At 68.6% G+C, this 18,568-nt stretch carries 18 protein-coding genes; 7 read left to right on the forward strand and 11 right to left on the reverse strand.

The window, feature by feature from the left end; translation table 11 throughout:
• Window positions 1–39: 39 nt before the first annotated feature.
• The 9 genes from Ahu01nite_RS21720 to Ahu01nite_RS21760 form a co-directional block, all read right to left on the reverse strand.
• On the reverse strand, window positions 40–957 hold the full coding sequence (locus Ahu01nite_RS21720; protein ID WP_203838417.1) for a succinate dehydrogenase/fumarate reductase iron-sulfur subunit: 918 nt from the start codon (window positions 955–957) through the stop codon (window positions 40–42).
• Entirely contained in the window at window positions 954–2,834 is a 1,881-nt protein-coding gene (locus Ahu01nite_RS21725) for a fumarate reductase/succinate dehydrogenase flavoprotein subunit (protein ID WP_203838418.1), read from the reverse strand. The genes Ahu01nite_RS21720 and Ahu01nite_RS21725 overlap by 4 nt, the downstream gene beginning before the upstream one ends.
• A 15-nt stretch (window positions 2,835–2,849) precedes the next feature.
• Window positions 2,850–3,638: a succinate dehydrogenase subunit SdhC gene (gene sdhC, locus Ahu01nite_RS21730; RefSeq protein ID WP_203838419.1), complete on the reverse strand. Its 789-nt coding sequence runs from the start codon at window positions 3,636–3,638 to the stop codon at window positions 2,850–2,852.
• A gap of 147 nt (window positions 3,639–3,785) precedes the next feature.
• On the reverse strand, window positions 3,786–4,304 hold the full coding sequence (locus Ahu01nite_RS21735; RefSeq protein WP_203838420.1) for a hypothetical protein: 519 nt from the start codon (window positions 4,302–4,304) through the stop codon (window positions 3,786–3,788).
• Between the two features lie 61 nt (window positions 4,305–4,365).
• Window positions 4,366–4,818, reverse strand: a complete 453-nt coding sequence (locus Ahu01nite_RS21740) for a hypothetical protein (protein WP_203838421.1) — start codon at window positions 4,816–4,818, stop codon at window positions 4,366–4,368.
• 82 nt (window positions 4,819–4,900) lie between these two features.
• Entirely contained in the window at window positions 4,901–5,326 is a 426-nt protein-coding gene (locus tag Ahu01nite_RS21745; protein ID WP_203838422.1) for a hypothetical protein, read from the reverse strand.
• Between the two features lie 265 nt (window positions 5,327–5,591).
• Window positions 5,592–5,834, reverse strand: a complete 243-nt coding sequence (locus Ahu01nite_RS21750) for a hypothetical protein (protein ID WP_203838423.1) — start codon at window positions 5,832–5,834, stop codon at window positions 5,592–5,594.
• A 587-nt stretch (window positions 5,835–6,421) separates the two neighbouring features.
• Entirely contained in the window at window positions 6,422–7,804 is a 1,383-nt protein-coding gene (locus tag Ahu01nite_RS21755) for a TldD/PmbA family protein (RefSeq protein WP_203838424.1), read from the reverse strand.
• Complete coding sequence (locus Ahu01nite_RS21760; protein ID WP_203838463.1) at window positions 7,801–9,237, reverse strand: TldD/PmbA family protein; 1,437 nt, start codon at window positions 9,235–9,237, stop codon at window positions 7,801–7,803. Before Ahu01nite_RS21760 ends, Ahu01nite_RS21755 begins: the two co-directional genes overlap by 4 nt.
• A gap of 112 nt (window positions 9,238–9,349) precedes the next feature.
• Here Ahu01nite_RS21760 and Ahu01nite_RS21765 point away from each other — a divergent pair, with 112 nt between their 5' ends.
• The gene (locus Ahu01nite_RS21765; RefSeq protein ID WP_203838425.1) at window positions 9,350–10,882 is read left to right on the forward strand and encodes a tetratricopeptide repeat-containing diguanylate cyclase; all 1,533 of its coding nucleotides are present in this window, start codon (window positions 9,350–9,352) and stop codon (window positions 10,880–10,882) included.
• 35 nt (window positions 10,883–10,917) lie between these two features.
• Here the strand turns inward: Ahu01nite_RS21765 and Ahu01nite_RS21770 are convergent, their stop codons facing one another.
• Both Ahu01nite_RS21770 and Ahu01nite_RS21775 read right to left on the reverse strand, forming a co-directional pair.
• Window positions 10,918–11,436, reverse strand: a complete 519-nt coding sequence (locus Ahu01nite_RS21770; protein WP_203838426.1) for a Uma2 family endonuclease — start codon at window positions 11,434–11,436, stop codon at window positions 10,918–10,920.
• Complete coding sequence (locus Ahu01nite_RS21775) at window positions 11,433–13,142, reverse strand: prolyl oligopeptidase family serine peptidase (RefSeq protein ID WP_438874809.1); 1,710 nt, start codon at window positions 13,140–13,142, stop codon at window positions 11,433–11,435. The genes Ahu01nite_RS21770 and Ahu01nite_RS21775 overlap by 4 nt, the downstream gene beginning before the upstream one ends.
• 94 nt (window positions 13,143–13,236) lie before the next feature.
• On the opposite strand from Ahu01nite_RS21775, the gene mshB reads away from it, so the two are divergent.
• From mshB to Ahu01nite_RS21805, 6 genes are all read left to right on the forward strand, one after another.
• Window positions 13,237–14,085, forward strand: a complete 849-nt coding sequence (mshB, locus tag Ahu01nite_RS21780; RefSeq protein ID WP_203838464.1) for an N-acetyl-1-D-myo-inositol-2-amino-2-deoxy-alpha-D-glucopyranoside deacetylase — start codon at window positions 13,237–13,239, stop codon at window positions 14,083–14,085.
• Window positions 14,082–14,462, forward strand: coding sequence for a hypothetical protein (locus Ahu01nite_RS21785; RefSeq protein ID WP_239159036.1), 381 nt, complete (start codon window positions 14,082–14,084; stop codon window positions 14,460–14,462). Before mshB ends, Ahu01nite_RS21785 begins: the two co-directional genes overlap by 4 nt.
• Window positions 14,463–14,542: 80 nt before the next feature.
• The gene (locus Ahu01nite_RS21790) at window positions 14,543–16,255 is read left to right on the forward strand and encodes a VanW family protein (protein WP_203838429.1); all 1,713 of its coding nucleotides are present in this window, start codon (window positions 14,543–14,545) and stop codon (window positions 16,253–16,255) included.
• 19 nt (window positions 16,256–16,274) lie between these two features.
• The gene (locus tag Ahu01nite_RS21795) at window positions 16,275–16,739 is read left to right on the forward strand and encodes a hypothetical protein (protein WP_203838430.1); all 465 of its coding nucleotides are present in this window, start codon (window positions 16,275–16,277) and stop codon (window positions 16,737–16,739) included.
• A 56-nt stretch (window positions 16,740–16,795) separates the two neighbouring features.
• A complete protein-coding gene (locus Ahu01nite_RS21800) occupies window positions 16,796–17,815 on the forward strand; it encodes a helix-turn-helix domain-containing protein (RefSeq protein ID WP_203838431.1) in 1,020 nt (339 codons plus the stop codon).
• Window positions 17,805–18,566, forward strand: coding sequence for a hypothetical protein (locus Ahu01nite_RS21805; RefSeq protein ID WP_203838432.1), 762 nt, complete (start codon window positions 17,805–17,807; stop codon window positions 18,564–18,566). The genes Ahu01nite_RS21800 and Ahu01nite_RS21805 overlap by 11 nt, the downstream gene beginning before the upstream one ends.
• The last annotated feature ends 2 nt before the right edge of the window (window positions 18,567–18,568 follow it).

The raw sequence follows: 18,568 nt of genomic DNA on the forward strand, positions 1-18,568 counted from the left end.
GCCGGCGCCCGCGGAGTCGCTCAGCTGTCTCTTGATCGCTCAGCTGTCTCTTGAGGGCGATCCCGGCGCCGGATGCTGATAGGTGATCTCGGTCAGGGGGAACGTCTGGTCGTCGCCGAACGGGGACGGCCCGCCGGACTGCGTGGACAGCATCTCGCCGACGTCCAGGTGGGCGTCCGGACCCGCGCCCACCTGCGGGGCCTCGGCGAGCTGGTCCCGGCGGAAGATCTTGCGGCCGAGCCAGACCAGCGGGTCGTAGCGCCGGTCCACCACGCGCTCCTTCAACGGGATGATCGCGTTGTCGGTGATCTTGATGTGCTCGGGGCAGACCTCGCTGCAGCATTTGGTGATGTTGCAGTAGCCGAGCCCCTGATGGGCCTGGGCGTATTCCTTGCGGTCGGAACGCGCGTCCAGGGGGTGCATGTCCAGCTCGGCCGCGCGGATGAAGGAGCGGGGGCCGCTGAACGCTTCCTTGTTCTCCTCGTGATCGCGTACGACGTGACAGGTGTTCTGGCACAGGAAGCACTCGATGCATTTGCGGAATTCCTGCGACCGTTCCACATCGATCTGCTGCATCCGGTATTCGCCCGGGGCGAGTCCCTCCGGCGGGCTGAAAGCCGGGGTCTCGCGGGCTTTCGTGTAGTTGAAGGACACATCGGTGACCAGATCGCGGATGACCGGGAATGCCCGCAGTGGTGTGATCGTGACGGTCTCGCTCTCCTCGAACGTCGACATCCGCGTCATGCAGCCCAGCCGCGGCTTGCCGTTGATCTCCATCGAGCACGAGCCGCATTTGCCGGCCTTGCAGTTCCACCGGCAGGCCAGATCCGGCGCCTGGGTGGCCTGGATCCGGTGAATGATGTCGAGCACCACCTCGCCGTCATTCACGTCGACGTCGTAGTCGCGGATCTCACCGCCGGACGAGTCGCCCCGCCAGACCCGGAAATGACGGCTCATGAGAGCTCCTCGTCGGTCATGTACTTGGTCAGTTCGCCGTACTCGAACAGCTCCAGCAACTCCGGTCGCATGGCCGGCAGCGGTTTGCGTTCGAGGTGCACCTCACCCGTGTCGTCCAGCGAGCAGACGAGGTTGACCTTGCGCCATTCCGGGTTCATGGTCGGGAAGTCCTCGCGGGTGTGGCCGCCGCGCGACTCCTCGCGTTCCAGCGCGGCCTTTGCGGTGCATTCCGAGACCACGAGCATGTTGCGCAGGTCCAGGGCGAGATGCCAGCCCGGGTTGTAACGGCGGCCGCCGGTCGCCCCGACGTTCGCGACGCGCAATTTCAGCTCGTGCAGGCGTTTCAGCGCGTCGGTCAGCTCGCCTTCGCGGCGGATGATGCCGACGAGATCGCCCATCACCGCCTGAAGATCCTGCTGGAGGGTGTACGGATTCTCGCCGCTTTCCCGGTGCAGCGGAGCCAGGGCAGCCCCTGCCGCGGCTTCGACATCGGCAGTGCGGACCTTGGGCCTTTTTTCGAGGCTCTCCGCGTACGCGGAAGCGTGCTCACCGGCACGTTTCCCAAACACCAGCAGGTCGGAGAGCGAGTTACCGCCCAGCCGATTGGAGCCGTGCATTCCCCCGGAAACCTCGCCGGCCGCGAACAACCCGCGCACCACACCGGCGGCGGCTGCGGTGTCCGGATCGACCTCGACGCCACCCATCACGTAATGGCAGGTGGGCCCGACCTCCATCGGTTCCTTGGTGATGTCGACGTCGGCCAGCTCTTTGAACTGGTGGTACATCGACGGTAGTCGCCGGGTGATCGTCTCCGCCGGCATCCGGGTCGACACATCCAGGAAGACGCCGCCGGATTTGGTGCCCCGCCCCGCCTTGACCTCGCTGTTGATCGCCCTGGCCACCTCGTCGCGGGGCAGCAGTTCCGGCGGTCGGCGGTTGTTGTCCGGGTCGGTGTACCAGCGGTCGGCCTCCTCCTCGGTGTCCGCGTACTGCTTGCGGAACACGTCGGGGACGTAATCGAACATGAACCGTTTCTGGTCGGAATTGCGCAGCACACCGCCGTCACCACGCACCGATTCGGTGACCAGGATTCCCTTCACGCTCGGCGGCCAGACCATGCCGGTCGGATGGAACTGCAGGAATTCCATGTTGATCAGCGTCGCCCCGGCCCGCAGCGCGAGCGCATGACCGTCCCCGGTGTACTCCCACGAATTCGAGGTCACCTTGTAGGAGCGCCCCACCCCACCGGTGGCCAGCACGATCGCCGGCGCTTCCAGCAGGATGAGCTCACCGGACTCGCGGTAATAGCCGAACGCCGCGGCCACCCGATCGCCGTCCAGGATCAGCTCGGTGATCGTGGTCTCGGAGAAGACCCGGATCCGCGACTCATAATTGCCGGTCTCGGCGAAATCCTCCTGCTGCAGCGAGACGATCTTCTGCTGCAGGGTCCGGATCAGTTCCAGCCCGGTGCGGTCGCCGACATGCGCGAGCCGCGGATACTCGTGGCCGCCGAAATTGCGCTGCGAGATCTTGCCGTCCGGGGTCCGGTCGAACAGCGCACCGTACGTCTCCAGCTCCCAGATCCGCTCAGGCGCCTCTTTAGCGTGCAGCTCCGCCATCCGGTAGTTGTTGAGGAACTTGCCGCCCCGCATGGTGTCGCGGAAATGCACCATCCAGTTGTCCCGCGAATTCGCGTTGCCCATCGCCGCCGCGGCGCCGCCCTCGGCCATGACCGTGTGGGCCTTGCCGAACAGCGACTTGGAAATGATCGCGGTCCGCTTCCCGGCGAGCCGCGCCTCGATGGCCGCTCGCAGTCCCGCGCCGCCCGCACCGATGACGACGACGTCGTACAGGTGCCGTTCGATCCGTTCTTTCATGTTCCTTGCCGCTCCCTAACTGATGAAGCGCAGGTCGGGCCACCAGCCGGCCGCGAGCGCCATGACGTAGAAATCGGTCAGCGCCAGGGTCCCGAGGGTCACCCAGGCCAGCAGCATGTGCCGCGCGTTGAGCTTGGAGACGAACGTCCAGAACCGGTAGCGGACCGGATGCTTCGAGAAATGCTTCAACCGCCCACCGGCGATGTGCCGGCACGAATGACAGGACAATGTGTACGCCCACAGCATCACGACATTGGCCGTCAGGATGACGTTGCCGAGCCCGAAGCCGGTGCCGAATGACCGGATCGCGTCCCAGGTGTTGATGACGGAGATGATCGTCGCGGCGTAGAAGGCGTACCGGTGCAGGTTCTGGAAGACCAGCGGGAACCGCGTCTCACCGGTGTATTTCGCGTGCGCGTCCGGGACCGCGCAGGCAGGCGGCGACAGCCAGAAGGCCCGGTAGTAGGCCTTGCGGTAGTAGTAACACGTCAGCCGGAAGAGCAGCAGGAACGGCAGCGTGAACGCGGCTTCGGGGATCAGCCAGAAACTCGGCAACGGGGTCCCGAACTCGGCGGAACCCTCGACGCACCGGTCGGTCAGGCAGGGAGAGTAGAACGGCGTCAGATAGTGGAAGTCCGGCACGTAATACCACTTGTGCATGAACACCCGGACGGTCGCGTAGAGCACCCACGCGCTCAGACCCGCAAAAGTGATCAGCGGCGCCAGCCACCACCGATCGGTCCGCAAGGTCCTGGCGGCGATGGCGGCACGCTTCGCCCCAGGCCTGCTTACGGTCGTCGTCATTGACGTCTCCCTGACAGGTAACTCTGCCGGCGGGCGCGCACGAAGAATCGGTCCACAAAGTTTGCGTCCGCAATGTGTGGCACACGTTACAACGAAGGTCACGAACTTGTCTGCGTGAATCTCCGGTGACTCTGGGTTTCTGATCCGCTATGACTCGCGCCATTGGGCACCCAGGGCGCTGGTGGCCTTGATCAATCCGGCCGGTTCCCTGGCCGCGGGCCAGATCTGCAGCAGGTAGTCCTCGACCGGGGCGTCGGGCAGCCGAGCCTCGCCCTCATCGCGGTGACGACCGGCGACCCGCAGCAGGTAGCGGCCCGGCTCGGCGCCGGTGGCAAGCTCCCTGTCGGGGCGGGGATCGACGTCGGCACCGAGAAGGCGAACCGGCCCGCCCGGCCAGGAGATCTCCACCTCGGCGGCGTCCTGCCAATCCGCCGGTGCCGGTGCAGGCGGTTCAGCGGCCCAGAGCTCGGCGACGACATGCACCTCGTCGTCCCGTGCACCGGTGACGATCACCGCCACCGTGCCGTCGCCTTCGGACACGGCGGTGACCAGACCGTTCTCGTACGGCCGCTCGACGCTTCCCGGCTCGGCGGTGGCATCACCGATGGTGAGCACGTTGTACTCCACCTCGATCGATGCGTCGACCCGGCTCAACGGCGTACCCATCACAGCACCCCTCTCCGGTCGATGGTGACCGCCTGTCACAGGCGGTCACCATCGGTCGATGTTACGGCTGGACCCAGATGAAGAACGGATCGTTGTCGAGGACGCGGTTGGTGCGGTAGAAGCCGCCCAGCAGCGAGCCGCCGACGCTGTTCTCCCTGGCCGGGAGCATGCACGACGACCAGCCGGTCGGGCCGGTCACGCCGGTCGGCACATTCCACGCCGGGTCTATCTCACACCAATCGGTGTTCGGCGGGGCGAAGGTGCGGGCGGTGCCCGTCGGAGGCTGAGCCGGGCCCTGCTTGGTGGATCGGGGCGGATACTCGTCGCAGGACCTGCCTTCCGGCCGAACCCATACGCGCGGGCAGGCCGTGTCGCCGTTGAGACGCTTCTGCACGGTGTCGACGAGCCGCCGCAGCGGCGTCCCCGTGGGGTACGCCCCTGGCAGACCGCTCTGCTGAGCAGCCTCGACGTGCGTTGCCAGCCTCCCGAACTGGCCGCCTTTGGAGTAGGTCATCACCGGTACGTAGCCGTAGAACACACAACCGGCTCCCGGCGTTGCCAACGGGCCCGCTTCCGGATCGTTCCAGTCGTTACCGTCATCGGTGAACGCGTTGTCGCACCGGATCTGCGGCGGTCCGACCTCGCGCGGATCGGACGGCAGGGTGCCGGGGCACTGCATCCGGTATTCCCAGTGGGGGTTGCTGTAGCCGATGTCGCCCGGCTGGATCGCGGTCGAGTCCCCAGTAGGCCTCGCTCTCGTTGTCGACGCCGTTGCGGAACCAGCCCGGCTGCAGACCGGTGTCGCTCTCCGGCTTGCAGGCGCCCTCGCACCAGGAGATGCCGTAGACCTGCGCGAAGAAATCGAAATTCCCGTATCGCTCACTCCAGAACTTCCGCACCGCCAACTGGTAGGCGAACGTATCGATGTCGGCACTGGTGTAGCTGTAATTGGACTCCAGCGCCTCGGCCGTGCCGATATGCCGGCGTACGCCGTTCGTCTCGAGGTAGATCAGAACGGTCACCGACACGATCATGCAATTCTGCGTACGATTCCCCCACCACAAACCGTCCAGGGCGTGCTCGTAACAGAATACCGGCAGCGGCAGATGGTCCTGCACCTTGACGCCGTCCGCACGGGCTGCGGTCAGGGCGGCGGTGCGCTGCTCGGCGGTGAGGGCGGCACTCTTCGCGCGAGCCTCGTTCAGTGCGGACGCTCGGGCTGCGGCCTGCTCTCCCGAGGCTGCCCGGTTGACTGCCAGGCAGGTGTAGACGATCCTTCCTTGCAGCTCAGCCGGTGCTTCGGGGCCGGCCGGCCCCGTTTTGGCGGCCTTCTTCTTCAGCGCTGCGTCGGAACAGTCGTCCGCCGCCTTCGGTGTGCCGGTAGCGGTCTCCGCCGGCGGCGACCGGCGGATCAGCGGTCGGCATCGCCGCACCGGCGGCCGCTGGGACGGCGAGTGCCGCCGTGGTGAGCGTCGCGGTGACCAGCAGAGAAAGGCCTGCCAGCCGGGACCGCGGGTTGAATATCGTCATGTCCCCTCCATGAGGCGGAAGACGTGACACAGAAAGCCGGGCGCCCCACATTGTCACGCCTGCGGCCCAAACGGAAGGCGCTCACCTATAGACGTCCGTCATTTAGTACAAGAACTGACAGCGATTCACGTTGGCGACTGAAAACGTTTCTGGATCTGCTGAAAAGCAGCGGCTGAAATTGACCTTTCCGGTCAGCCCGGTCCCCGCCCGGCTCACGCCTGACCCCCGCCCGGTCAGCCCGGTCCTCGCCCGGTCCCCGCTCGGTCCGCCCGACCCCCGCTCGGTCCGCCCGACCCCCGCTCGGTCCGCCCGACCCCCGCTCGGTCAGCCCGACCCCCGCCCAGCTCGCGCCCGGTCCCCGCTCGGTCAGCCCGACCCCCGCCCAGCTCGCGCCCGGTCCCCGCTCGGTCCGCCCGACCCCCGCTCGGTCAGCCCGACCCCCCGCCCAGCTCGCGCCCGGTCCCCGCTCGGTCAGCTCGGTCAGCCCGTTCAGCCCGGGCGGGGCTGCGCGCTGCACTGTGGCGGGGGTGGTTGCCGGATCGGTAAAGCGGCCGTGCCGGTCGCCGGGCAGAGTGGGGCGGTCGTTGTCAGCCGGAGGCGTTGCCGGTCAGGTTCCAGGAGGCGAGGTGGACGGCCGGGGCCGTGAAGCGGACGCCTGCCCAGCGGTCCGGCAGGGCGACCGATTCCGTGCCGACGGCCAGGACCGCACCGGGGCCGAGGGCCTGCGGGTAGGACTGGGTGAAGCGCATGTTGCCCACCGCCGTGGTCACCTGGCCGTCCTCGACGAGCCAGACGCCGTTGCGGGTGAGGCCGGTGATGACGAGGCTCTTCTGGTCGAGGACGCGGGTGTACCAGAAGTCGGTGATCAGCAGCCCGCGCCACATCCCCGACACCAGCGCGCGGGCGCTCGACGCCGTCGGCCCCGTTCCGTCGTCGCCCTTTACGGCGGGGGCGTCACCGGAGCCGGCGGCGAGCTGGAGGTTGACGGCGATCGGGCCCCAGGAGCGGGAGGCGGCCGAGGCGTGGCCCGTGGAGATGGTGCCGGCTTCGGCGGCTGAGGTGCGGTCGTGGCTCACCGCGCGGGTGGTGCCGCCGTCGATCAGGGTGAGGCTGTCCCGGGGGGTGCCTTCCAGGTCGAACGGGAGGACCGTGCCGAGCGGCTCGTCGGTGATGGTGATCTTCTCGTCGAACTGCTGGGTGCCGAGCTGGGCGAAGGACTGGTGCTGGGCGAAGGCCTTGCCGTTGAAGCCGAACGTCGCCAGGTTGCTGAGCAGGTCGGAGACGGCGGTGGGCTCGAGCACGACCTCGTAACGGCCGGGCGGGAGCTCGATGGCGCGGCCGGCGGCGCGGGCCTTGGCGGCGGCGCGGGCGCCCATGGGGGCTCCCCGGAGGTCGGACAGGCGGCCGCTGGCGTGCCGGGACACCCCGTCGGCGCCGTCGAGCCGGGCGATGCCGTCCATGGCCGCCTCGGCTGTGCGGCCCTGGGCGGAGTGCCCGGCGGTGCTGGCGAATCCGCCGGAGGTGTAGCTGGTGCGGCAGAATCCGGCGGTTTCCAGGCCTCCGGCGGCGTCGACGAAGTCCCGGACCCGGTCTGCGCGCTCCTGGGGGGAGGCAGCCGCGGTGGCCTCGTCGAATCCGGCGTCCGGGCGGAGCTCGGCCGCCGCGGTGAGGCCCGGCCAGGTGACGTCGGGCGGCGACAGGCGGGCCGCGGCGATCGTCCGCTCCACCAGGGACTCGAGGCCGTTGATGCCGGTCACCGTGGTGGAGCCGCCCGCCGTCCGGCCGTCGAGGTGCAGCCGCAGCCGCACCGTCGTGGTGGCCTCGGCGACGTTCTGGTGGATCGCCGAGTTGGCGAACCGGGTCAGCGCGTCGGCCGAGTGCACGGCGACGACCTCCGCCTCGGCGCCGGGGCCGGCGACGCGCCGGACCAGCTCGACGACGCGTCCGGCCAGGTCCAGCTCGGCGCTCATCCGCGGACTCCTACTCGTACGTTGGTGAAGCGGGCCGGGGCCGCGGGGTGACCGGTGTGCCCGATCTGACCCGGCTGGCCCTTGCCGCAGTTGGGCGTGCCCCAGGCGATGCTCTCGGAGGAGAGCATGTCCATCGACTGCCAGAACTTGGGGCCGATGCCGGTGTAGGTGGGGTTGCGCAGCATGCGGCCGCGCCTGCCGTTCTTGATCTCGTAGCCGATCTCGCAGCCGAACTGGAAGTTGAGCCGCTTGTCGTCGATGGACCAGGAGCGGTTGATGTCCATGAGGATGCCGTCGTCGGTGGCCGCGATGATCTCGTCGAGGGTGTGCGGGCCGGGCTCGAGGCCGACGTTGGTCATCCGGACCATGGGCAGCCGGGCCCAGCCGTCGGAGCGGACGCTGCCCGCGTAGTCGAGGCCCGCCATCGCCGCCGAGTCGCGGCCGGCGAGGACACCCACCCAGATGCCGTTGCGGACCGCGTCGCGCCGGGCGGCGGGGGAGCCCTCGTCGTCGTAGCCGAAGCTGCCCAGCGCACCCGGGATCGTCGGGTCGATGGTGATGTTCATCAGCTCGGAGCCGTAGCGCAGGCTGCCCAGCTGGTTGAGGTCGAGCCAGGAGGTGCCGGCGAACGCGGCCTCCCAGCCGAGGATGCGGTCGAGCTCGATGGCGTGGCCGACAGACTCGTGGATCTGCAGGGCGAGCTGTTCGCCGCCGAGGATCAGGGTGGTCTCGCCGGAGGGACAGAGCGGCGCGGTCAGCAGCTCGCGCGCCTCCTCGGCCATCCGGGCGGCGTTGTCGGTCAGCGCCAGCTCGTCGACGAGCTCCCAGCCGCGGGTGCCGTACTGACCTCGGTGGGACGGCCAGGACCGGCGCTGGATCTCGTTGTCGCCGTAGGCGCTGGCGGTGATGCCCGCGCCGCACTCCCGGATGTGCTGGTCGATGCGGTGGCCGTCGCTGGACGCGAACCACTTGCGGGTGTCCCAGATCTGGTAGATGCCCTCGGCCAGGTCGGCGCCGGCGTCGCGGGCCGCGGCCGTCGCCGCCACCAGCAGGTCACCCTTGGTGGAGAGCGGCACCGACAGCGGGTCGATCTCGCAGGCGCTGGCCCAGCTCGCCGTCACCGCACCGGCCGGCACCAGGTCGATCTTGGGACCGGGCATCCGGGCGCTGGCTGCCGCGATCTCCGCGGCCCGGCGACCCGCGGCGCGCGCCGCGGCGTCGGAGAGGTCGGGAACGGCGTAGAAACCCCAGCTCGACCCGACCAGCGCGCGCACCCCGATGCCGGCGCTCTCGTCGGAGCTCAGGTCCTCGACCTCGCCGTCGCGGGCGCTCATCGTCTCGGTGCGGCGCAGCATGACCCGCGCGTCGGCATATCGGGCACCGGCGTCGAGTGCCGCCTGAACGGCAGCCCCCGCTTCGTCGAAGTGATCCACGCTCATGTTCCAAGGGTAGGGGAAGCGTCGGACATTTTTTGACTCATATGTGGTGCGGGGCGGCCGAACGGTACCGTCACGGGGAGATCGACATCCGGATCGAGGTGGGAGGATGGCGACCGACCGCCTGCCCGCGCTCATTCTGCCCTACGGCCCGCACGCGCAGCTCGCGCTGCACGTGCACGACCTGACGATCCAGGGTCGCCAGGGGGAGACGTTGCGCGCCGCGGACGCCGCCGAGGGTGTGGCGACAGCGCTCGGCGATCTGCGTACGGTCCAATCGATCAAACTCGGCCGCATGTACGCCCTGATCGCCCTCGGCCGCCTCCAGGAAGCGCTCACGGTGGGCGAGAGCATCACCATGGCCGGCCCGCGCAGCACCGACGCCAAGATCCTCGCCGACACCGCCGAGGTGCTGATCCGGATGGGCCGTGTCGACGAGGGCCTGCATCACCTGGCGCGCGCCATGGTCGTTCTCGAGACCGCTCCGCGGGGCAGCGTCCGCTACGTGTCGGCGATGTCGTCGCTCTGCGATGCGGCCCGCGTGGCCGAGCTCTTCGAGCTGGCCGACGAGTGTCTGCGCATCCCCGACGGCATCCTGGACTTCAGCGACCTCTACCGCTCCTCCGCCGACCTTCAGCGAGCCGAGCTGCGCCTGGAATGGGGCCTGCGCCTGGAACAGGTCGGCCGCCCGGACGAGGCCACCCGCCTCTACGAGACCGCGGTGGTCCTGCTCGAACGCTGGGCGGCGCCCGACGCCCCGCTCTCCAACGCCCTGCTCGCGCTCGGCCTGGCCAAGACCGGCCGCCACGACGAGGCCCTGAAGATCGTGCACTCGCTCCTGCTGCCGATGCGCCTCGACGGCCAGGACCACGAAGCCCGGTTGCTGCACCTGGCGCACGGCGTGGTGCTGCGCGACACCGGCGACCTGCCCGGTGCCCGGCGGGAGTTCGTGGCGGCGGACGAACTGGCCGTCCTCCCGGGCGAGCGGCTCATCTACCGCTACGAGCTTGCGGTCCTGGCCACGCTGGAGGTCCCCGGCGCGGCCGCCCGATCCATGCTCGCGGCCCTGCGCGGCCAGGTCGAGATGCTGTGGCGCCTCCGCCTGGACCGCCGCATGATGCTGCAACAGGCCTACCGCCGCGTGGAGCTCGAAGCCGCCCGCAGCACCGCGGACCACGCGGCAACCTCCGACGCCCTCACCGGCCTGGGCAACCGCCGCATGTTCGACCGCCGCATGGCCTCGATGGCCGGCACCAGAGCCCTGCTCCTGATCGACGTCGACCGCTTCAAATCCATCAACGACGACTTCTCCCACGGAATCGGCGACCGCGTCCTCGCCGAGATCGCCGCCGTATTGCGCGCCCACTGCCGCCACGACGAGATCGCCATCCGCTTCGGCGGCGACGAATTCGCCCTCTTCCTCACCACGGAAGAACCCGAATCCCGCCAGGCCGCCGAACGAATCCGCAAGGTCATCCTCGCGCGCGACTGGACCACCATCGCCCCGGGCCTGCGGGTCACCCTCAGCATGGGCCTGGCCGTCTGCCACCCCGGCGAATCCAGCGAAGACCTCTACACCAGAGCAGACGCCAATTTGTACGCGGCAAAGCGCGCCGGCCGTAACCGCCTGGCCGTCGCCTGACTCAGCCCGGCGGCAGCAAGGCAGCACGCCCCAGGTTAGAGGTTGAGGCCGGTGACGCGGACGAGTTGCATGACGGACTGTTCGACGTAGCCCTGGGCGGAGAGCATGTTGCTGTGGAGGAGGCCTCGCTCGGGGTCGGCGACCAGGTAGCAGGGGATGCGGGCCTGGGCGTACGCGTGCATCTTCAAGGTCCAGTCGACGGTCGTGCTCGCGGCTGAGGTGATTTCGCAGACGAGGCGGACCGAGGTGGCCTCCACCAGCGGGATGTCCGGGTCGATGGTGCCGGCGATGATGAGGTCGGGGACGGCGATGCGACCGGGGCCGAGGCGGACGGGGACGCCGGTGATGACGTTGAGGTCGGCCCGGCCGGCTCGGAGGGCGTTGGCGAGGGCGTGGAGGATCATCTGGTGGCGGGGGGTGTCGCGGGGGCAGGTGAGGACGTTGCCGTCCCACAGCTCCGAGATGGCCGAGGTTTCGCCGAGCTGGAGGTAGTCGACTTCGGTCGTCGGCAGGGCTTCCATGGGCAGGCTGCGGCCGATCAGGGCTGACGTCATGCGCACTCCCGGGTGACAAACTCAACTTCCACGGACAAATCACCAGATATAGGTACGGTGAGCAGCGCCGGACCCGCAGGCCCCGCGATGTGATGCTCGTAGATTTCGGGGTTGTCGGTGCGCGAACCGAGATACCGCTCGGCGTACGCGGGCGGCAGGCCGGCCCAGTCGAGCACCGGATCGCGGGCGACGCCGCAGCGGAAGACGTCGGGGCGGCGCTGCACGGCCAGGGCTGCGAGCCAGCCGCCGAGGCCGGTGCCGCGGATCGCCACGCGGTCCAGGTCGAGGTCGGGGTGTTTGCCGGTGAGCGCGTGCAGCCCCTCGATCTGGTCGGTCAGGGCGACGTCGGCGAGCCGGCGGTAGACGACCTTTTCGAAACTGGGGGCCACTCCGGGCGTACCCCGGGAATCGACACTGACCACGACGAAGCCGGCGTCGGCCCACCATTGTCTTTCCTGCCAGGCGGCAGGGTCCTGGATGACCTGCTGGCGGCCGGGGCCGTCGCCGAGCTCGACGAGGACGGGCAGGCGGGTGCCGTCGACGCGGCCCGTGGGGTAGAGCACGGCTGACGGCAGGCGGCGGTCCGTGACGCGTTCGAGGACGGGCTTCGGCGCGTACGGAAAAGGCGCCGGGGCCGACGGGAGCAGTTCGTTGTCGATCATCAGGAGGGCGCCACCGACGATCGCGTGGTGCCAGCCGGGCTCGGTGGTGAGCCGCCGGGACTTCGCGCCGCTGCCGCCGAGTGACGTGCGGATCGCGTAGATGTGCTGTTCCGCGGGCTCGCCCTCGGTGCCTTCGACGATCAGTTCCTGGGTGCCGCCGAGCACCCCCGCGACCCGCCGTACGTAGAGGCCGGGCGGGGTGAGCAGGCTGCCGTCGGCGAAGAGGCAGCGGGCGTCGAAGCCGTCGTGGGCGAGCTCGCCGCCGACCAGGACGCGACCGTCCGGCAGCAGCAGGGGAGTGCCGGGGATCGGCTCGACCCAGCGCGCGTCGGCCAGCTCGGCATGCACCTGGGTCTCGCCCGTACGCGTGTCGACGGAGAGCACCAGCCCGTGCTGCTGGCTGCGGCGGAGCACCGTGATCAGCGGGTTTCCGGAGGTCCAGCGCACGTCGGCCAGGTAGGGGTAGGTTTCGCGGTCCCAGTGCACGTCGACCCAGCCGCCGTACAGGTCCAGCAGGTGCAGGCTGACCGTGCCCGCGCTGCGTACGGCCAGGATGCGGCTGCCATCCGGAGACCACCACCAGCCACGGGTACGCCCGAACTCCGCAGCAGTGGCGTCCGCGGTGCCCCAGGCGACGCCCGGCTCCCCCGCGAGCAGTTGATCTCCCTCGGGCCCCGTCACCCGCAGCGCACCCGCCGGAGTCACATACCCGATATGCCCCCCATCGGGCGAGGGCTGCGGGTCGACGACCGGCTCTGAAGCGCTGAAATCGCTGGTGGACCGCAGGGTGCCCGCCACCGCCCAGGCCAGCACGGACAAATCACTCGAGCCCGCGAAGCTGGTCACGGGTCCGGGGTCGATCTGGGTGATGTCGCCACTGTCAACCACGCGGACCCACAACGCCGGGTCCGGGTCGAAGGGCCCCGCTGAGCGCAGAAAAGCCACCCGAGCGCCGTCCCCGCCGACCGTCACGGCGTGGGGTGCGCCGAAGCGGAACCGGCCGGTGCGGGCGGCGAGTTCGGGATACTCCACGCCGCTTAGCATCCCTGATCATCAGCCACTCGCGCCCACCAAACCGGGGAGAGCCTCCCCGCGTAAAGTGGCGCGAGTGACGAACGCCCAGCCCGCACGCCGCCTCATGCTCGTGCACGCCCACCCCGACGACGAGGTGACCGGCACCGGCGCCACCATGGCCCGCTACGTCGCCGAGGGCGCCCAGGTAACGCTCGTGACCTGCACCTTGGGTGAGGAGGGCGAGATCCACGTGCCCTCGCTGGCCCAGCTGGAGGCGAAGCAGGCCGACCAGCTCGGCGGCTGGCGCGTCGTGGAGCTGGAACGGGCCTGCGCCGCGCTCGGCGTGAGCGACCACCGCTTTCTCGGTGGCGCAGGCCGCTACCGCGACTCCGGCATGATGGGCCTGGAGACCAACAACCACCCCCGGGCCTTCTGGCAGGCCGATCTCGAGGAGGCCGCGCGGCTCTGCCTGGAGATCATGCGGGAGGTACGCCCCCAGGTGCTGATCACCTATGACGACAACGGTTTCTACGGCCACCCCGACCACATCCAGGCGCATCGCGTCGCCATGCGCGCGGCCGAGCTCGCCGAGGCCGAGGGGTTCGGGCCCGAGAAGATCTACTGGACCGCCATGCCGCTCAGCGTCCTCGAGGGCGGCATCGAAGCGTTCAAGGGCATGGACGACAACCCGTTCGCCGACGTCGAGAGCGTCGCTGACCTGCCGTTCGGTCACCCGGACGACGAGATCGCGGCCCGCGTCGACGGCACCGACTACTACGAGCAGAAGGTCGCGGCGATGCGCGCGCACGCCACCCAGATCCCGGACAACTCCTGGCTCTACGGCATCGCCGGCGACTTCGGCGGCGAGTTCATGGGCGTCGAGTACTTCACCATCGTCAAGGGCGAGCGCGGCGAGGTGAGCGGCCCGCACAAGTGGGAGAGCGACCTGTTCAGCAACGTGGTCACGCCGTGACGTCCGTGTTCAAGATCGGCGGGGTGCTGGTCTCGCTGGTTCTCGTGGTGCTGACCGCCGCGCTCGAGCTCTATCTGACGCCGCTGCGCGCCGGGGGCGTACCCATCGGGGTTGCGGTCCTGGTCGCCGCCGTCGCCAACTGGCTGATCTCCTGGTTCGCGACCGAAACGGTCGGCCGCCGCTGGGCGGTCGGCCCGGCCTGGGCGCTCTGGACCGTGCTCATGTTCATCGCCGCCGGCACCCGCACCGCCGAGGGCGACTACCTGATCAGCGGCAACGACTGGGTCGCGCTGGTGATGATCCTCGTCGGCAGCCTGACCTTCGCGGTCTACGTCTATCGGGCGATCTTGAAGCCCGCCCCCGTCACAAACCAATGACAACCCCTCGCGTCGCTTGGCCCTCCTGACCAGCCCATGCAGACTGGTTCTTTTCGCCGCTGACGACGAAAAGGACCACGTTGACCGCCGTTTCCGAGCAAGCTCCGGCCGCACTGGTCGAGGAACCCACCCCGCTCAACCGTAAACGGATCATCGTGGTGGGGACGGTCGCCGCCGTGCTGATCGCGGCGGCAGGTGTCACCGCGTGGGTCTACGGCGGCGACGTGCCGCGTGGCACCCGGGTCCTGGGCCTCGACCTCGGCGGCAAGTCGCGCTCCGAGGCCGAGCGGGCCCTCGCCGAGAGCTTCGGCGCCAAGGTCAGCGCCCCGGCGAAGATCGACCTCGACGGTGAGCCGGTCACCCTGCAGCCCGCGGAGATCGGGCTCAGCCTCGACGTCACCCGCACGGTCAGCAAGGCGATGAAGGGCAGGCCCACGATCGTCGGCGAGCGCCCCGTCGACCCGGTGGTCCAGCTCGACCGGGCGAAACTCGAGGCCGCCCTGCGCGACCAGCTCGATCCGGACAAGGTCACGCTCAGCAAGCCCGCGCTCACGTACGCCGGCCTCAAACCCAAGCTCACCTACCCCTCGCCGGGCGAAGGCCTCGATCCTGCCCAGGCGGCTACCGCGGTCAGCGCGGCGTGGCCGCTCGGCGAGACGGCGAAGGTGCCACTCGTGCAGGTCACCGCGACCACCGACGCGGCCCAGCTCGACGCGCTCGCCAAGGACCTGGCCGAGCCCGCGGTCGCCGCGCCGGTCACGGTCAACGTCGCCGGCAGGTCGTTCACCCTGGCCCCGGCCGCGATCGCCAAGGGCCTGATCTTCAGGTCGGACGACGCCGGCCTCCTGACCCCCGCCATCGACGCCAAAAAACTGCACAACGCCGCGGCCAAGGAGTTCGCCAAGGTCGAGAAGGCGCCCACCGAGGCCGCCATCAAACTGGTCAAAGGCAAACCCCAGATCTCCGCGGGTACGCCCGGAGACCTGGTCGACCTGACCGCCCTCGCCCCGGCCCTGCTCGCCGTGCTGCGCAACCCGGCGCCCCGGGAACTCGACGCGACCCTCAGCAAGCAGGATTCCGACGTCACCGCCGCCAGCCTCGCCAAACTGGGCGTCAAGGAGAAAGTCTCGACGTTCACCACGAACTTCACCGGTGGCGCCGGCTCACCCCGCAGCCAGAACATCATGACCGTCGCCCGCGCGGTGGACGGCGCGGTCGTCCAGCCCGGCGCGACGTTCTCCCTCAACGGCCACACCGGCGAACGCGACTACGCCGCCGGCTACCAGGACGCCCCGGTCATCGTCGGCGGCAAACTCGAACCGGGCGTTGGCGGCGGCGCCTCCCAGTTCACCACCACCCTCTTCAACGCCGCGTACTACGCGGGCCTGCAGGACGTCGAGCACAAACCACACTCGTTCTACTTCTCCCGCTACCCCGCGGTCATCGAGTCGACGATCTTCTACCCGACCCTCGACCTCAAATTCAAGAACACCACTCCGTACGGCATCTTCATCGACACGTCCTACACCAGCAGCTCCGTGACGGTGACGATGTGGAGCACCAAGATCTACGACAGCGTCAAAACGGTCTACGGCCCCCGCCGCAACACCACCAGCCCGCCGACGGTCCACCGCGAGCCGGGCCCGAAATGCATAACCAGCAGCGGACTCCCAGGTTTCACCCAGGACGCATGGCGCGTCATCCGCAAAGATGGCAAAGAGATCGAGCGCAAGAAGTTCACTTGGCGCTACGATCCCGAACCACGATTCATCTGCGGCGAAGAGCCGAAGTAGGCCCCGAAGGAGAACCGGCATGAGGCAGCGCTGGACATCGATCGCCACAATCGCGGCAGCCCTCTTCGCGATCAACGTGATCGCCAGGCTGATCAGCCACTTCGGCTACCCCGACAACGACACCGCCGAAAACCGCATCTCCATCATCATGTTCGCCGTCATCGGCATCGTCCTCGCCGTCCTCACCTACCTCCGCAGCCAACGCCTCCCCGCCGCCCAATGGCTCCCCGACCTCGCCGCAGCCGCCGTCGCCGGCATGCTCCTCACGATCCTGATCGGCCCCTTCGCCAGCGGCGACTACCCGTTCTCCTCCGGCGCCGGCAACTTCTTCTCCCAGATCTGGCTCTACAGCGGCTTCGCGATCGTGGGCACGCTGCTCGGCTACTGGGTTGCCACCATGCTGGGGCGGGACTACCGGTCGAAGTCGTTGAAAGCTTTCTCGCAGGCTCGGGCGGCTAAGCCTCGTCGGGTCGTCCGGCGTTGACCGAACTGTTCGGTGTTCGGTAATTACCGAACAACGAACAGTGTTAATGTAGGTACATGCGTTCTGACCCGCTTGACGAGTTCCGTGAAGCCGCTGGCGCGGTCGGATTGACGGTCGAGTCATCCAGGGCGGATCTGGGTGTCGACATGATTGTTGCCAATCCGCAGGGAGGCCAGCTCTACATTCAGGCCAAATACCTGTCGCTGGCCGCAGCTGACGGGCTGGAGGCCAAGATCCTCCGTTGGAGTTCGCAACCATCCCATCCCTCCGCAGTCTCCGTGCTGGTGGCTGATCGAGTAACCCCGCAAGCGCGGCACATTCTGGAAGCCGCCGGCTGGGGCTGGCTCGACCTGCGTGGTCATCTGCGCCTCGTAGGTCCTGGATTCTTCGTCGATTCCGATATCCCCGCAGCCCGCGAGACTGCTGTTGCACGTGATCCGCTTGCAGGCAGTGTTGGCATCGAAGTGGCTGCCGCGTTGTTGCTCGACCCCGCCCGGCGAGCGCCCGTGAGAAAGCTCGCTCGTATGCTCGGCCGTGCGCCCAGCTCGGTGTCGCAGGCGCTGAAGGGCCTGCGACAACAGGGTTTGATCGACGAGCAGGGTGGGGCTGCAATTCCGGATCTGTTCTGGCAACTCGCGGAAAGGTGGAAGTCAACCGGAGCCGATGTCAGAACGCTTCCTGTGGATGGCGACGATGCGATCTTGAAGGTCGGTCTCGAGGGCGACATCGAGACAACCTCGGGGTGGGCTCTCACCGACACGGCGGCGGCAGCCCGCTTTGGCGCGCCGGTCGGGGTCCGAGCCGACCACCCGCCAGATTTTTATGTCCCCGACCAACTGACATTGCGGCGGGCAGTCAAACTTCTCGGCATCGCGGATGATCACGAGACCCGCAGTGCTCGAATCAAAATCGCGCCGGTCCCCTTCCTTTGTTCCCGCCGTGTAGCTCTAGTGGGTGAGAGATGGCGGCTGGCCCGGCCGCTCTTCGTAGCGCTGGATCTCGCTCAGGACCTGGGGCGGGGCAGGGAGATCCTGCAGGGCTGGACACCGGATATCGGAGGCCCTCGTGTCTGGTAGCTCGGAGGTCCCGACCGTCGACCTGCTCGGCTCGCCGATGTCCGCTCTTTTGCACGCGGTGCCGGTGATCAGGAGTCGAACCGGCCGTGAGGTCGTTCTCATCGGTGGACTCGCGGTGGTCTGCCGACTGGCGCGCCCGTATCGAGCTACGAGCGACCTGGACACCGTGAATCGACGCGGTGAGAACGAGACTCCACAGCTCGAACTTCTGCTCGCGAGCGGCGTCCAGCGCAGCGGACCCGCTGGGGTTCTGGTCCCGACGGACGCCGGACTGGTTCAGGTCGACGTGCTGGAGGTGACCGACGCGGAGTTGGCCTGCCTTCCGGATGATCCGACTGACCGGCTGCACGTTTTGTCTCACGCATGGGCCTCAGCCACCGCGACCCCGGTCCTCATGAGGGCAGAGGGTGTTACTGAGCTGCAGGTGAAAGTGGCCCAACCCGGCCCGCTCGTCGCGATGAAACTTCAATCCATCATGAACCGAGGGTCGGCGAAGGAGGCGACGGACCTGCTCGACATTCTCCGCCTGAGCTTTGATCCGGAATCCGGTCCCCTGCTGCGAAAGCAGCTCGCCGAGGCGGAGCCGCAGCTTCGTACCGACGCCGCTCTTCATGCACAGCGGTTTTTCGGAACACACGTCGCGAGATCACGTCGGATTATTCAGGCCTTGCCCGATGGGCAGGGCACAGAGCTGGATGATCTTCGACTCGTGGGAGAGCTGCTGGAAAGAGCGCTTTCCGAACCGGCTTGACC

Origin of the sequence: Winogradskya humida (genome assembly GCF_016862215.1) — a bacterium.
In the GTDB taxonomy this organism is placed as follows: domain Bacteria; phylum Actinomycetota; class Actinomycetes; order Mycobacteriales; family Micromonosporaceae; genus Actinoplanes; species Actinoplanes humidus.